The organism is Ectobacillus panaciterrae DSM 19096, assembly GCF_000430785.1.
Lineage (GTDB): Bacteria > Bacillota > Bacilli > Bacillales > Bacillaceae_G > Ectobacillus > Ectobacillus panaciterrae.
Window position 1 is genome coordinate 216092 of sequence record NZ_AUMR01000003.1, and the last position, 16154, is coordinate 232245.

A 16154-nucleotide genomic window follows, 5' to 3' on the forward strand; every position below is an offset into this window, starting at 1 on the left:
TATGGAAAGTTGCAAACTGCTTGAGAAAAACTGTATATTGAAGAAGAATATTCCGTAAAGGAGGAGTAAAAATGGAGATGAAACAGCAAGTACATGAGCTTGCAGGCTTAAAGGTACATATGATTCCGACTGTTAAGTATAAAACGAATACACTAGTGCTAAGAATGAAAGCGCCTCTATCGGAGGATACCGTTACATATCGCGCGTTGCTGCCATACGTACTGCAAAGCGGAACGAAAAACCTTTCAACCGTAAAGGAAATTCGTCAATATTTAGAAGAGCTGTACGGTGCTGCGCTGTCGGTAGACGTGAACAAAAAAGGGGAAGATCATGTGATTTCCATCTACATGGATGTTGCAAATGAAGCATACCTGCAGGATGCGCCTCCGCTGCTCGAAAAGACGATTGCGGTGTTAGCTGAGGTATTGCTGCATCCGGCGGAAGAAAACGGCGTATTTGCCGCTTCTATTGTCGAAAGCGAGAAGCGTTCTCTCATGCAGCGAATCGAATCTGTATATGATGATAAGATGCGTTATGCAAATGAACGTCTCATTGAAGAAATGTGTAAGGAAGAGGCATATCGCTTGAGCCCGAACGGATTGAAAGATAAAGTGGCTTCTATCACACCGGAGTCCTTATATGAGTACTATCAGAAAGTTTTAGCGGAAGATTGCATGGATTTATACCTTGTAGGCGATCTCCCAGAGGAGACATTGTCCCTTATTGAGAAGTATTTTACTTTGCCTGTCCGCAGCGCACAAAGTTGTCAAGTGCAGTCAGCTGCCCCGAAGCAAGTAAAGGAGCAGGAAGTTGTGGAAAAGCAGGATTTGAAGCAAAGCAAGCTCAATATCGGGTACCGCACGCATATTTCCTATAAGGACCCGGATTATTTTCCGCTTCAAGTGTTTAATGGTTTGTTTGGAGGATTTTCTCATTCTAAATTATTCATCAATGTGCGTGAGAAAAACAGTCTTGCTTATTATGCAGCCTCCCGGTACGAAAGCCATAAAGGCTTGCTGTTCGTTATGTCTGGCATTGAAGCAAAGAACTATGAAAAAGCAGTTTCCATCATTAAAGAGCAGCTGACAGCGATGCAAAACGGCGATTTTACAGACGATGAGCTCAATCAAACAAAGGCTGTCATCAACAATCAAATTTTAGAAACAATCGATACGCCGCGCGGTCTTGTGGAAATGCTGTATCATAATGTAATTGCCGGATACGAAAGACCGCTCGAAGGATGGGAAAAAGAAATCGACAGTGTAACAAAAGAGCAAGTGGTGGCGGTAGCGAAGAAAATAGAATTGGATACTGTATACCTCTTGCAGGGATTGGAGGGAGCGTAACATGGAAAAAATCACATTTGAACAGTTAAAAGAAGAATTGTTTTACGAAAAGCAGCCAAATGGCTTAGAAGTGTATATTTTGCCGAAGCAGGGCTTTAATAAAACGTTTGCAACATTCACAACGAAGTACGGTTCTATTGATAATTCCTTTGTTCCGCTTGATCGGCAGGAACAAGTACGCGTGCCGGACGGTATTGCTCACTTTTTAGAGCATAAGCTGTTTGAAAAGGAAGATCATGATGCATTCCAGCTTTTCAGCAAGCAAGGCGCTTCTTCCAATGCATTCACATCCTTTACAAGAACGGCCTATTTATTCTCTTGCACATCGAATGTCGATGTGAACCTGACTACGCTGCTTGATTTCGTACAGGCGCCTTATTTTACAGAAAAGACGGTTGAAAAGGAAAAGGGCATCATCGGTCAGGAAATTCAAATGTATCAGGATAATGCAGACTGGCGCTTATACTTTGGATTAATTGACAGCCTGTATGAAAAGCATCCGGTAAAAATTGATATTGCAGGAACAATTGAATCTATTAGTCAAATTACAAAGGATTCTTTGTATGAATGCTACAATACGTTTTATCATCCGAGCAATATGCTTTTGTTTGTTGTAGGTCCGGTAGATGCGGAGCAAACTATGCAGCTTGTTCGTGATAATCAAGCAAAAAAGGATTATACAGATCAGCCGGAAATTCAGCGTTTCTTTGAGGAGGAGCCGGAAGCGGTCAGTGAAAAGAAGAAAGTCATTCCAATGACTGTACAAACACCAAAATGTTTAGTGGGAATGAAGGCGAAAACTCCTGCAAAACACGGTCGGGAATTGCTGAAGTATGAAATTACAGTTACGCTTCTTATGGATTATTTATTCGGAAGAGGCTCTAATAACTATGAAGAGCTGTATAACGAAGGGCTCATTGATGATACGTTTTCTTATGACTATACCGAAGAAAGCAGCTTTGGTTTTGCGATGGTCGGCGGTGATACGAAGAAGCCGGATGAACTTGCAGAACGGTTATCATCTATTTTGCTGGATACAAATTATGATGAGATGTCCGCAGAAACGCTGGAGCGGGCGAAGAAAAAGAAAATCGGCGGCTTTTTGCGCTCCTTAAATTCTCCGGAGTATATCGCGAACCAGTTTACGCGCTATGCGTTCAACGGGTCCAGCCTGTTTGATGCGCTTCCAGTTCTTGAAGAGATTTCCATTGGTGATTTAAAGGCTGCCGCAAAAGACTTTATCGATGAGAAGCGCCTCAGCGTTTGCCAAGTTGTGCCGAAGCAGTAGAGCATCCTTGCACAAGGATGCTTTTTCTTATAAAGTGAGGACAAAAAGAGAAGGAGAACAGCGGATGAAGTATGCATTAATTACAGGCGCAAGCGGAGGAATTGGTTCGGCTGTAGCAAAACGGCTTGCTGCTGACGGCTATTCTTTATATCTGCATTACAACCAAGGACGAGATAAGATAGAAGAGTTCATGAATCAGCTTGGTACAGAAGAGTATATTCCCGTTCAGGCAAATCTGGCTGAAGAAGACGGCGCTGAAGTATTGTGGAGTCAAATCCATCATCCCCTTGAAGCGATTGTATATACTGCCGGAAAAAGCGTGTTCAGTTTAGTGACGGACGTACAAAACGAGCAGCTTGACGATATGACGCGTCTTAACGTTACAAATTTATATAAGCTTGTCAATTTTGCATTGCCGTCCATGATTCGGGTGCAAAGGGGAAATATTATAGTTGTATCTTCGATTTGGGGACAAATTGGCGCGTCGTGCGAAGTGCTCTATTCTATGATGAAGGGTGCACAAAATACATATGTAAAAGCATTGGCAAAGGAAACGGCACCAAGCGGCATTCGCGTAAACGCAATTGCGCCAGGTGCTGTTGAGACAGAAATGATGCGTATGTTTTCAGAAGAGGATAAGCAGAGCATAGCAGAGGAAATCCCGCTTGGAAGATTGGCGCAGGCGGAAGAAATTGCAAATGCCGCTTCCTTTTTACTTTCTGCAGAGTCTTCTTACATTACGGGACAAATTTTAGGTGTGAACGGCGGATGGCATTGCTGATACATAAAACGGACAAAAAACGCACATAGTATTATTGACTCAATTATTAAAGTGAGGTGTTAAGAATGTCTGTATTGGATAACTTCGACCAGTGGAAAGCGTTTTTAGGCGAGCGCATGGACCAAGCAGGAGGTAAAGGTTTGGACGGAAACTACGTTTCTGAAATGGCTTACCGTATCGGTGACTATCTTGCGAATGAAGTAGAACCCCGCAACGAGGAAGAGCGAGTATTGGCTGAGCTTTGGAAAGTGGCGGATGAGCAAGAGCAGCACACCATCGCTAATTTAATGGTTAAGCTCGTTCAGAACCAGCGCTAGAAGAGGGGGGAGAATCCCCTCTTTTTCTTTTACAGACGGTATATATGCACATTCGAAAAAATGGATTGTTAATTTGGCTTTTCTATTGACAGAAAATCATATAATATAGTACATAGATGTGAAGTAGGCAGGGGGAGTGTTAAAGATGATTGAATGGTATTTTGAGTATGAAATACATAAGAATCGACCTGGCTTGCTCGGTGATATTTCTTCATTAATCGGGATGCTCGGTATTAACATTGTAACAATTAACGGTGTTGATAATGAACGGCGCGGCTTATTGCTCATGTGCGAAAATCAAGAACAAATCACGAGACTTGAATCAATTCTGAATACGATGGATAATATAACGGTAACAAAGTATCGTCAGCCAAAACTGAGAGATCGGTTGGCAGTGCGACACGGAAGATACATACAGCGGGATGCAGATGATAAAAAAACGTTTCGATTTGTTCGTGATGAATTAGGTTTGCTTGTAGATTTTATGGCAGAATTGATGAAAAAAGAAGGCCATAAGCTGATTGGCATTCGCGGGATGCCGCGTGTAGGAAAAACGGAGTCCATTGTAGCAGCAAGCGTCTGTGCAAATAAAAGATGGCTGTTTGTTTCCTCGACGCTCATTAAACAAACGATTCGCAGTCAATTGATTCAAGATGAGTACAGCGAAGACAATATTTTCATTTTAGATGGAATTGTTTCTACTAAAAGAGCGAATGAACGGCACTGGCAGCTAGTTCGTGAAATTATGCGTATTCCTGCGACAAAGGTGGTAGAGCACCCTGACATATTTGTGGCGCAGTCGGAATACACGCTTGACGACTTTGATTATATCATTGAGCTGCGCAACGATTATGATGAAGAAATTACGTATGATTTAGTGGATGATATTGAACAGGAAAAGGGCAATAATTTTTCTATGTTTGACTTTTAGGGAAATATCGAGGTGTTTTCATTGGCAGAATTAGGACAAAAACTGAAAGAAGCAAGGCAGGCAAAAGGTTTGTCGCTGGATGAGTTACAGGATATAACGAAAATTCAAAAGCGTTATTTAGTGAGCATTGAAGAAGGAAATTTAAATGTGCTCCCGGGCGAGTTTTATGTAAGAGCATTTATTAAGCAATATGCAGAAGCAGTAGAACTGGAACCAGAGGCTTTATTGGAGGAACATAAAAATGAACTGCCTCTTCCTCCCGCAGCTCATGATGTGACGCAGCTTTCAAGAGTGAAGCGCTCTAGAGAAACGGTTCCAAACGCTGCATCTGCGCAACTTATGGATTATATGCCGAAAATTTTAATTACACTTCTGGTTATATCGGTGGGAGTTGGTATTTGGCTTGTTTTTCAGGCTTTAGCAAGCCGGGACACAAATCAGGGGCAGCAAAATGCAACAAAGGCAAAGATAGAAAAAGTACAGGACTCTCCTTTGGACAAGAAGGCAGAGGAGCCAAAGAAAAGTGATCAGCCAGCGCAGCAAACCCAGCAAACTCAGCCGGCGCAGCCAGCTCAGCCAGTACAGGAGCTGAAGGTTGTCGGAACGTCTGGTAAAAATTCTACAATGGAGCTGCGCAACAATACGGCATTCCTATTAGAGATTACCGCAAAAGGCAGAGCGTATATAGATATTAAAAATGGTGCAGGCAAGCTGTTCCTCAGCAAAACTTTGAACGCGGGCGAAACAGTGCAGCAGGATTTATCAGCGGAGGACGTTGTACGCTTAAATATCGGAAGCTCTCCAAATACGGAGATTAAAATCAACGGACAAGCTGTTTCATATCCGCAAGATCCTAATAATGCGTATCATCAAATCCTGTTGATCAACAACTTGCGAACACAGCAACAGCAGCCGGCTCAACAATAGTCATCGCACGCGATGACTATTTTCAATGAACAAACCGCTTTGGAAATGATGGAGGAATAGTCGTGAATGTACCTAATAAAATAACCGTATCAAGAATTTGTTTAATTCCTTTATTTATGATTATTATGCTTGTGCCTTTTGACTGGTCGGGTGATGTAATAGGACCGAACGGATTAACGATAAGTCACTTGCTGGGAGCTATTATCTTTATTGTGGCATCAGCGACAGATTGGATTGACGGACACTATGCTCGGAAATATAATCTTGTGACAAATCTCGGCAAGTTCCTCGATCCGCTTGCGGATAAATTGCTTGTTTCCGCTGCGTTAATCGTACTTATTGAGGTTCCGGAGCCGTATCGTGTTGCGTCTTGGATGGTTATCATCATCATTAGCCGCGAGTTTGCGGTAACGGGATTACGCTTAATTTTGGCAGGAACAGGCGAGGTTGTGGCTGCCAATATGCTTGGCAAAATTAAGACATGGACGCAAATCGTAGCGATTTCAGCATATTTGCTTCACGATGTTCCGCTGCATTGGCTTCCGTTTTCCGTAGCGGACGTTGCCATGTGGATCGCTGTTATTTTCACAGTGTTTTCCGGCTGGGATTACTTCTGGAAGAATCGGACCGTATTCGCGAATTCAAAATAATATGATTTGTAAACTCAATATAGGGGGGATGGGGCGTGAACGCAGAGATTATTGCGGTTGGCACAGAACTGCTGCTTGGACAAATTTTAAATACGAATGCAAAATTTCTATCTCAAAAGTTAGCAGCCATCGGCGTTGATGTTTATTATCAAACAGTTGTAGGGGATAACGCAGGACGTTTGAGAGAGGCGATTGAGATTGCGAGAAAGAGAGCGGACATTTTAATTTTTACAGGGGGACTCGGTCCGACAAAGGATGATTTAACGAAGGAAACCATTGCTTTATCAATCGGAAGCGAGCTCGTATATGACGAGGCAGCGCTGCATTCTATCGCAGAGTATTATAAACGTACAGGACGGACGTTTACAGAAAACAACAAGAAGCAAGCTCTCGTTCTGGAAGGTGCGGCTGTTTTTCCAAATGACCATGGCATGGCACCGGGCATGGGACTTCATAAGGAAGGCAATGTATATATTTTGCTTCCGGGTCCGCCAAAGGAAATGAATCCGATGTATGTGAGTTATGTAGAAAGCTTTCTGATGAAGCTTGCATCGGAAGAAAAGCTGCATTCACGCGTGCTGCGCTTTTTCGGAATCGGAGAATCACAGCTTGAAGATACAATTCAAGATCTCATTGATGCACAAACAAATCCTACTATCGCACCGCTGGCATCTGAAGGAGAGGTAACGCTCCGTTTAACGGCAAAGCATGCTTCAGAAGAACAAGCATCTTCTCTGCTGGATGAGACGGAACAGAACATTCTTCAGAGAGTCGGAGAATTTTTCTATGGTTATAATAATGATTCTTTACATACAAAAGCAATTGCAGCTTTGCGGAAGAAAGGATATACTCTTTCTTGCGCAGAAAGTTTAACAGGCGGTTTATTTGGAGAGAAGGTAACAGAGATTGCCGGCGTTTCCTCTTTATTCAAAGGGGGCGTGATTTGCTACAGCAATGAAGTCAAGCAAAATGTGCTGCAAGTGCCGCCGCAAGTGCTCGCGTCAGAAGGCGCTGTCAGTGAAGCATGTGCAATTCATCTTGCGGAAAACGTGTGTACGCTCATGAAAACAGACGTAGGCATCAGCTTTACAGGTGTCGCCGGTCCGGATCTGCAAGAAGGCAAGCAGCCGGGAACCGTATTTATCGGAATCTCCGTTGCCGGCACGGCATTCGCAGTTGAGCTGAAGCTTGGCGGCAGCCGTCTCCTCGTTCGAGAACGCGCTGTAAAATATGGATTTTACCACCTTTATAAAAAACTGGAAGAGCTATAATGCTCTTTCAGTTTTTTCTTTTTTCTATATATCCTAAATGAATTTTCGACAAAATCCATGTCGAACTTATAAATTGTATTTATATAAAACAGAAATAGGAGAATTGTAAATGGTAAATAAAAAATCGAATAAGTGTTCGTTTTTTTGTTGGCATTTTCCACAGAAACAGGTATAATAAATATAGGTTGTAAAACAAAGGAGGAAATTGAGTGAGCGATCGTCAAGCAGCATTAGACATGGCGTTAAAACAAATAGAGAAGCAGTTCGGCAAGGGCTCTATCATGAAGCTTGGAGAGCAAACTGACCGTCAAATTTCCACAATTTCAAGCGGTTCTTTAGCATTGGACGTGGTGCTTGGAGTCGGCGGATATCCCCGCGGACGCATTATCGAAATTTACGGCCCTGAAAGCTCAGGTAAAACGACTGTAGCCCTTCACGCAATCGCAGAGGTGCAAGCGCGCGGCGGACAAGCTGCATTTATTGATGCAGAGCATGCATTGGATCCTGTATATGCACAAAAATTAGGTGTAAACATAGATGGTTTATTGCTTTCTCAGCCGGATACAGGAGAGCAAGGATTGGAAATTGCGGAAGCATTGGTACGAAGCGGTGCGATAGATATCATCGTTATCGACTCCGTAGCGGCGCTTGTGCCAAAAGCTGAAATCGAAGGCGAGATGGGAGACTCTCACGTAGGTTTGCAGGCTCGTTTAATGTCTCAAGCGCTTCGTAAGCTTTCCGGTGCAATCAACAAATCTAAAACGATTACGATTTTCATTAACCAGATTCGTGAAAAAGTTGGCGTTATGTTCGGGAACCCAGAGACAACTCCAGGCGGCCGTGCGCTGAAGTTCTATTCTACAGTTCGTTTAGAAGTTCGCCGTGCCGAGCAGCTGAAGCAAGGCAATGAAATCGTAGGTAACAAAACGAAAATTAAAGTTGTGAAAAATAAGGTAGCTCCGCCGTTCCGTGTAGCCGAGGTGGATATCATGTACGGAGAAGGCATTTCCAAAGAGGGCGAAATTCTGGATATGGCGACTGAGCTTGACATCGTGCAAAAGAGCGGTGCTTGGTATTCTTACAATGAAGAACGCCTAGGACAAGGCCGCGAAAATTCAAAAGTGTTCTTAAAGGAAAATTCTCATATTCGTGATGATGTAGCTCTTAAAGTACGTGCGCATTACGGTATCGATTCTGATGCACCGCGTACAGTAATAGAAGAAGAGGATGATCTCAGTCTTCTTGATGAATAGAAAATAAAAAAGACACAGCGATGTGTCTTTTTTGTGTATGAGAATAAATATAGAGGGATGCCTGGCTGGGCCTCGAAGGTTCCGCTTTTCTTGTAAAGTAAGAAAGTATAAAATTCCGCGCTCTCTCCATTCCGTTCTTCTGTTCGCAGGATACAACACACAAAAGAACAAAGCTGTTTAGTAAAAAGACACAAGGGAGAGTCGAAGGGTTTGACCGCTGCTATACTTGGCAGGAGCACTATGCCCATCTAAAAGGATCGGGCGGTTTTTGCCTGGTTTTTCTCATTGCAACGAAACTGTAATAATTTGAAACTTTGTATGTGTTGACAAGTAACGACTGTAAAAGGACACAGCCCTTGACAATGGAAATATCGACCTATACAATGAGAATGTATATTCTTTTTTTACCATTCCGTCATATGTTTCTTAGTACGAAAAAGTATGACGCTCGGACAAGACATAAATGTCTGCACTCCGAAAAAATTGTGTAACCATAAAATGAAATGAAAAAATGTCCCCAGGGTTGTATGAAAGGGACGAGGGGTCATTGCTGTACATTGTCTAGTCGATGTACATGCCGACAGTCTTTTCTCATTTATAGCAAGAGGAGGTGAAAGTATGAACTTAGTTGTTGCAGTCATCTCCATTTTGCTTGCCACGATCGTCGGTGCAGTTGTTGGCTTTTTTGTTCGAAAATCCATTGCGGAAGCGAAAATTAACGGTGCTACCTATGCGGCGAATCAAATCATAGAAGATGCGAAACGCCAAGGAGAAGCTTCCAAGAGGGAAGTGCTGTTAGAAGCAAAGGATGAAATTCATAAACTTCGTACAGAAGCAGAATTAGAAATTCGTGACCGAAGAAGTGAGTTGCAAAAACAAGAAAATCGTTTAATGCAAAAAGAAGAGAACCTTGACCGTAAGGACGAGTCGCTCGACAAGCGCGAGCATATGCTCGAGAAGAAAGAAGATTCTCTTGTTTTAAGACAACAGCAGATTGAAGAGTTGGAAAGCAAAGTGGGAGAGCTGGTTCAAAAACAACAGGATGAACTGGAGCGCGTTTCAAGCTTAACGCGTGAGGAAGCAAAATCCATTATTCTTGCGAAGTTGGAAAATGAACTTTCTCATGAAATCGCAATGATGATTAAAGAAAGCGAAGTGCGTGCGAAAGAAGAGGCAGATAAGAAAGCGAAAGAAGTACTATCTTTGGCAATCCAGCGCTGCGCTGCTGACCACGTTGCTGAAACGACGGTTTCTGTCGTAAATCTTCCGAACGACGAAATGAAAGGTCGTATTATCGGCCGTGAAGGCCGTAATATTCGTACGCTAGAAACATTAACGGGTATTGATCTCATTATTGACGATACACCGGAGGCGGTTATTTTATCAGGATTTGATCCAATCCGCCGCGAAACAGCCCGCATTGCTTTAGACAAGCTTGTGCAGGATGGACGTATTCACCCGGCTCGTATTGAAGAAATGGTTGAAAAATCAAGACGTGAAGTGGATGAATATATTCGCGAGGTTGGAGAGCAAACAACCTTTGAGGTTGGTGTGCATGGTCTGCACCCTGATTTGATTAAAATTCTTGGCCGTTTAAAATTCAGAACAAGTTACGGTCAAAACGTCTTGAAACACTCTATGGAGGTTGCGTATTTAGCAGGTCTAATGGCAGCTGAGCTAGGGGAAGACGAAAAGCTTGCCCGCCGTGCAGGTTTGCTGCATGATATCGGAAAAGCAATTGATCATGAGGTAGAAGGCAGCCACGTCGAAATTGGTGTGGAGCTTGCTACGAAATACAAAGAACATCCAATTGTGATTAATGCGATTGCATCTCACCATGGTGACACAGAACCAACTTCTATCATCTCTGTGCTTGTTGCTGCTGCAGATGCTTTATCTGCAGCGAGACCAGGTGCACGAAGTGAAACGTTGGAAAACTACATTCGCCGCTTAGAAAAGCTAGAGGAGATTTCTGAATCTTATGAGGGGGTTGAGAAATCCTTTGCAATTCAAGCTGGACGCGAGGTACGTATTCTCGTGAAGCCGGATGCAATTGACGACTTAGAAGCCCATCGTTTGGCGCGTGACATTCGCAAGCGAATTGAAAACGAGCTCGATTATCCAGGACACATTAAAGTGACGGTTATTCGAGAAACACGCGCGGTTGAATATGCAAAATAAAGTGGTCTCGTACCACTTTATTTTTTTGTATAAGAGAAGAATAAAAGCGAACATACATGGAAGGGATTGCAGTTATGAGAATTTTATTTATAGGAGATGTTGTTGGAGCGCCCGGCAGAGAAATGATTCAAGAATATGTGCCAAAGCTTAAAAAGAAATATGCGCCTACACTTACGATTATTAACGGTGAAAATGCCGCATCGGGACGTGGGATTACAGAGAAGATTTATCGCAGCTTTTTAGAAGTAGGTGCACAAGCCGTAACGCTGGGCAACCACGCATGGGACAACCGGGATTTGTTTGAGTTTATTGATGATGCAAAGTATCTTGTGCGTCCAGGTAACTTCCCGGAGGGAGCACCTGGAAAAGGGATGATTTTTGTAAATTGCAACGGTACAGAGGTAGCCATTATCAACTTGCAAGGAAGAACCTTTCTTCCGCCGCTTGAGTGTCCGTTTCGTCAGGCTGACGCTTACATAGAAGAAGCGAAAAAACGAACGAACATTATTTTTATTGATTTTCATGCAGAAGCAACAAGCGAAAAGCAGGCGCTTGGATGGTATGTAGATGGAAAAGCTACCGCGGTGGTTGGAACGCACACGCATGTACAGACAGCAGACAACCGCATTTTGCCTAAAGGCACTGCGTACTTAACAGATGTAGGCATGACAGGTCCTTATGACGGTATTCTGGGAATGGACCGTCAAGCGGTGTTGAAGAAATTTTTGACGGGACTGCCGGTGCGTTTTGAAGTTACAAGCGGCCGTAAACAGCTCAGTGCGGTTTACATTGATATAGATCCAAATACAGGAAAAGCAAAGAAAATAGAGCGTATTTTAATTAACGATGATCAATCATTTTTTGAGTAATTATATTCAATTTTTTGAATTGACTATATATTGAAATTTTTTAGAAAAATTAGGATGGATAAGCAGGAATACGATTCCCTCCTCGTGAATATATGTAAAGTGAATTCAAATTCAAGCGCTTATTTAATGAAACGAGGAGGAAACGAGGAATGGAAATATTAAAAGTTAAAGCAACTTCGGTCCCTAACTCTGTAGCCGGTGCACTTGCAGGAGTTATCCGTGAACGCGGTACTGCGGAAATTCAGGCAATTGGAGCAGGTGCATTGAACCAAGCCGTGAAGGCAGTAGCAATCGCAAGAGGGTTCGTAGCACCGAGCGGCGTGGACTTGATTTGCATCCCGGCATTCACAGACATCATGATTGATGGAGAAGAGCGCACAGCTATTAAACTAATTGTAGAGCCTCGTTAATTTTGAAAACCTGTTTGCGCCGCAAACAGGTTGTTTTTATTTTTAGAAGGGGAGCGAATAGCATGAAAATATTTGACGCGCATTGCGACGTGCTTTGGCAGCTTTGGCGAGCCAAGCAAAAACGTTTTGCAAACGACAGCAGTCTTCATATTACGCTTGAGGGCTTAAAAAAATCAAACGGCAAAATACAATGTTTTGCTATTTACATACCGGAGCATGTACCGCATGAACATCGTTTTCATGCAGCATTGGAAATGGTCGAAATTTTTTATAAAGAAATAGTGGACAAACATTCTGAGGTGAAGCTTGTTTTGACAAAGCAAGATGCACAACGATTGCAAGAAGGGGAGATTGGAGCGCTGTTAACGCTTGAAGGCTGCGATGCGATCGGTCAAAGCATCACGCGTTTAGACACGCTGCATCGCCTTGGCGTGCGCTCTGTCGGTTTGACTTGGAATTACAGCAATGCGGTAGCGGACGGCGTGCTTGAGCCGAGAGGAGCCGGCCTTTCATCCTTCGGTATAAAAGTTGTAGAACGGTTAAACGAGCATAGCTTATGGACAGACGTTTCCCACTTGTCCGAAAAAGGCTTTTGGGATGTAATGGAGCACGCTGAGCATCCGATTGCGTCGCATTCTAACTGTCATGTTTTGCGTGAGCACCCGAGGAATCTAAAAAACGAACAAATTCAAGCGTTGCTGGAAAAAGACGGAATGATCGGCATTACATTTGTGCCGTCGTTTGTAAAAGAACAGATGCCTGTACATATTAAAGACGTGCTGCTTCATTTGGAGCATATATGTGCGCTCGGCGGTGAAAACAACGTAGGATTCGGCTCGGACTTTGATGGTATTACTGAAACAATTGTAAATTTAGAGTGCTATACGCACTATGAAAATCTCATAAATGAACTCCAAAAACACTATAAGGAAGAGCAAGTGCGCAAGTTCCTGTATAGTAATTTTGCAGAGCATATCTCTTTCTGAAATTATTACTATACTAAACTTATTCGTCTGGGATACAAGAGTTACGGAAATTTCAAAAAATGTTAATGAATTTGTTTCAAATTCTTGCATTTTCTGCCGAGTAGGTCTAGAATTGAAAGCAAATTAGCATCATGTTAACAATTCTCGCAAATCAAAAGAGGTATAATTAGTATTCATTTTAGTTTCTTGTTTTAGAAAGTAGTAAACTAATAGTGTAAAAAAATACAATACAATGCATGCGACCAAAGGGGTGTAGGAGATGATTAGTCAACTTTCCTGGAAAGTTGGAGGACAACAAGGTGAAGGAATTGAGAGTACAGGTGAAATTTTCTCTATAGCATTAAACAGACTAGGGTATTACCTGTACGGCTATCGCCATTTCTCATCACGCATTAAAGGCGGTCACACCAACAATAAGATTCGTGTAAGCACAACAGAAGTTCGTGCTATCTCTGATGACTTAGATATACTTGTGGCATTCGACCAAGAGACGATCGACGTGAATTTCCACGAGTTACGTCCTGGCGGCATTGTAATTGCCGATGCAAAATTTAACCCGACAATTTCAGACGATACAAAGGCTAGCTTGTATGCGGTTCCATTCACAGAGATCGCAACAGAGCTTGGCACTTCATTAATGAAAAATATGGTCGCAGTTGGTGCTTCCAGCGCTGTATTAGGATTAGATGAAACAGTATACCTTGAAGTAGTTGAAGAAATCTTCGGCAGAAAAGGTCAGCAAATTGTTGAAAAGAACATGGAAGCAATCAAACGCGGTTCCCAATACATGAAAGATTTGCTTGGCGATCAAGTAAACATGATGCAGATCGAAAAAGCGGACGGTCAAAAGCGCCTATTCATGATTGGAAACGATGCAATCGCATTCGGCGCATTAGCCGGCGGAGCTCGTTTTATGGCTGCTTATCCGATTACACCAGCTTCTGAGATTATGGAATACTTAATTAAGAAGCTTCCAAAGGTGGGCGGAGCGGTTATTCAAACAGAGGATGAAATCGCAGCTTGTACAATGGCGATCGGCGCTAACTACGGTGGCGTGCGTACATTGACAGCATCAGCAGGACCTGGTCTTTCCCTTATGATGGAAGCAATCGGATTATCCGGCATTACAGAAACTCCGCTTGTGATTATTGACACGCAGCGCGGCGGTCCAAGTACAGGCCTTCCGACAAAGCAAGAGCAATCTGATTTAATGGCGATGATTTACGGCACCCACGGTGAAATTCCAAAGGTAGTTATGGCGCCAAGCACAGTAGAAGAAGCATTCTACGATGCAGCAGAAGCGTTTAACATTGCTGAAGAATATCAAGTGCCGGTTATCTTACTTACAGACCTTCAGCTTTCTCTAGGAAAACAAACGGTAGAGCCGCTCCGCTATGATAAAGTAGAAGTTCGCCGCGGCAAGCTTGACTTGAATGCGCAGCCTTCCATAGAAAACAAAGAATACTTCAAGCGCTATGAGGTGACAGAAGACGGCGTTTCTCCGCGCGTTGTGCCTGGTACGAAGAACGGCATTCACCACGTAACGGGTGTAGAACACGCAGAAACAGGCAAGCCGTCTGAGTCTCCAGAAAACCGTATTGCGCAAATGGATAAGCGTATGCGCAAATTAGATAACTTGAAATTCAACACCCCTGTTTATACAAATGCAAAGTATGCCGATGCGGACCTTCTGCTGGTAGGCTTCAACTCTACTCGCGGTGCAATCGAAGAAGCGATGGAGCGTCTTGAGCAGGAAGGCATGAAAGTGAACCACGCTCACGTTCGCTTAATTCACCCGTTCCCGAAAGACGAATTGCTGCCGTTTGTAAAGAGTGCAAAGCGTGTCGTAGTAGTAGAGAACAACGCAACAGGTCAGCTTGCTAACATCATGAAGATGAATATTGGCTATGGCGAAAAGATTTCCAGCTTGCTGAAGTACGATGGAAATCCGTTCTTACCGAAAGAAATTTACAACGAATGCAAAAAAGGGGTTGTATTAAATGGCAACATTTAAGGATTTTCGCAATAATGTAAAACCAAACTGGTGTCCAGGATGCGGCGACTTCTCTGTACAGGCTGCTATCCAGCGTGCAGCTGCAAACGTAGGTTTAGAGCCTGAGCAAATGGCAGTTGTATCCGGTATCGGATGCTCCGGACGTATTTCAGGCTATATCAACTCATACGGCTTCCACGGCATTCATGGACGTGCATTGCCAATCGCGCAAGGTTTGAAGATGGCAAACCGCGATCTTACGGTTATCGCTTCCGGCGGTGATGGAGACGGTTTTGCAATCGGTATGGGTCATACGATTCATGCAATTCGCCGTAACATCGATGTTACTTACATCGTTATGGATAACCAAATTTACGGTTTAACAAAAGGCCAAACATCCCCTCGAAGCGACGTTGGCTTCAAAACAAAGAGCACACCGCAAGGTTCCATTGAACCGGCATTATCCGTAATGGAAATGGCACTAACTGCTGGTGCGACATTCGTAGCGCAAAGCTTCTCCAGCGACTTGAAAGAGCTGACACAATTAATTGAAGAAGGTATGAGGCATAAAGGATTTTCTTTAATTAACGTCTTCAGCCCATGCGTAACGTACAATAAAGTAAACACGTATGACTGGTTCAAAGAAAACTTGAAGAAATTGAGCGAAGTAGAGGGTTACAACCCATCTAACCGTGCAATGGCGATGCAAACACTTATGGAAAATAATGGTCTTGTAACAGGCCTTATTTACCAAAATAAGCAACAACCTTCTTATCAGGAGCTTATTAAAAGCTACAGTGAAAAACCATTAGTGAACGCTGACCTAACGTTTGATCAACAGATGTTCGACGAGCTTGTGGCAGAATTCATGTAATACAGCAGAACTCCTTCCCGTCCGAAGGAGTTCTATTTTATTTGGTTTAAGAGTATATGCAGCGAATTTTGTATAGC

The 16154-nt window shown here is 43.1% G+C and carries 15 protein-coding genes; all 15 read left to right on the forward strand.

The window, feature by feature from the left end; genetic code table 11:
- Positions 1-71 precede the first annotated feature (71 nt).
- The 15 genes from yfmF to H540_RS0101205 all read left to right on the forward strand — a co-directional run bounded on the left by yfmF (position 72) and on the right by H540_RS0101205 (position 16077).
- Positions 72-1346, forward strand: a complete 1275-nt coding sequence (gene yfmF, locus H540_RS0101135; RefSeq protein WP_342665999.1) for an EF-P 5-aminopentanol modification-associated protein YfmF — start codon at positions 72-74, stop codon at positions 1344-1346.
- A gap of 1 nt (position 1347) precedes the next feature.
- Positions 1348-2634 (forward strand): EF-P 5-aminopentanol modification-associated protein YfmH, encoded by a 1287-nt coding sequence (gene yfmH / locus H540_RS0101140; RefSeq protein WP_028399046.1) that lies wholly within the window; start codon positions 1348-1350, stop codon positions 2632-2634.
- Positions 2635-2698: 64 nt separating this feature from the next.
- Positions 2699-3415, forward strand: coding sequence for an elongation factor P 5-aminopentanone reductase (ymfI, locus tag H540_RS0101145; RefSeq protein ID WP_028399047.1), 717 nt, complete (start codon positions 2699-2701; stop codon positions 3413-3415).
- A gap of 65 nt (positions 3416-3480) precedes the next feature.
- Positions 3481-3732, forward strand: a complete 252-nt coding sequence (locus tag H540_RS0101150; RefSeq protein WP_028399048.1) for a DUF3243 domain-containing protein — start codon at positions 3481-3483, stop codon at positions 3730-3732.
- Positions 3733-3877: 145 nt separating this feature from the next.
- Complete coding sequence (locus H540_RS0101155; RefSeq protein ID WP_028399049.1) at positions 3878-4663, forward strand: DUF3388 domain-containing protein; 786 nt, start codon at positions 3878-3880, stop codon at positions 4661-4663.
- Between the two features lie 21 nt (positions 4664-4684).
- A complete protein-coding gene (locus tag H540_RS0101160) occupies positions 4685-5590 on the forward strand; it encodes a helix-turn-helix domain-containing protein (RefSeq protein WP_028399050.1) in 906 nt (301 codons plus the stop codon).
- A 62-nt stretch (positions 5591-5652) separates the two neighbouring features.
- Complete coding sequence (gene pgsA / locus H540_RS0101165; protein WP_028399051.1) at positions 5653-6240, forward strand: CDP-diacylglycerol--glycerol-3-phosphate 3-phosphatidyltransferase; 588 nt, start codon at positions 5653-5655, stop codon at positions 6238-6240.
- 35 nt (positions 6241-6275) lie between these two features.
- The gene (locus tag H540_RS0101170; RefSeq protein WP_028399052.1) at positions 6276-7511 is read left to right on the forward strand and encodes a competence/damage-inducible protein A; all 1236 of its coding nucleotides are present in this window, start codon (positions 6276-6278) and stop codon (positions 7509-7511) included.
- A gap of 209 nt (positions 7512-7720) precedes the next feature.
- Positions 7721-8764, forward strand: coding sequence for a recombinase RecA (gene recA / locus H540_RS0101175; protein WP_028399053.1), 1044 nt, complete (start codon positions 7721-7723; stop codon positions 8762-8764).
- Positions 8765-9382: 618 nt separating this feature from the next.
- Positions 9383-10945 (forward strand): ribonuclease Y, encoded by a 1563-nt coding sequence (gene rny / locus H540_RS0101180; RefSeq protein WP_028399054.1) that lies wholly within the window; start codon positions 9383-9385, stop codon positions 10943-10945.
- 74 nt (positions 10946-11019) lie between these two features.
- Positions 11020-11814 (forward strand): TIGR00282 family metallophosphoesterase, encoded by a 795-nt coding sequence (locus H540_RS0101185; RefSeq protein WP_028399055.1) that lies wholly within the window; start codon positions 11020-11022, stop codon positions 11812-11814.
- 149 nt (positions 11815-11963) lie between these two features.
- Positions 11964-12224 carry a stage V sporulation protein SpoVS gene (gene spoVS / locus H540_RS0101190; RefSeq protein WP_028399056.1) on the forward strand — a complete coding sequence of 87 codons (261 nt, stop codon included), beginning with the start codon at positions 11964-11966 and terminating at the stop codon, positions 12222-12224.
- Between the two features lie 62 nt (positions 12225-12286).
- Positions 12287-13210 (forward strand): dipeptidase, encoded by a 924-nt coding sequence (locus H540_RS0101195; RefSeq protein WP_028399057.1) that lies wholly within the window; start codon positions 12287-12289, stop codon positions 13208-13210.
- A gap of 259 nt (positions 13211-13469) precedes the next feature.
- Complete coding sequence (locus H540_RS0101200) at positions 13470-15224, forward strand: 2-oxoacid:acceptor oxidoreductase subunit alpha (protein ID WP_028399058.1); 1755 nt, start codon at positions 13470-13472, stop codon at positions 15222-15224.
- The gene (locus H540_RS0101205; protein ID WP_028399059.1) at positions 15211-16077 is read left to right on the forward strand and encodes a 2-oxoacid:ferredoxin oxidoreductase subunit beta; all 867 of its coding nucleotides are present in this window, start codon (positions 15211-15213) and stop codon (positions 16075-16077) included. The genes H540_RS0101200 and H540_RS0101205 overlap by 14 nt, the downstream gene beginning before the upstream one ends.
- Positions 16078-16154 lie beyond the last annotated feature (77 nt).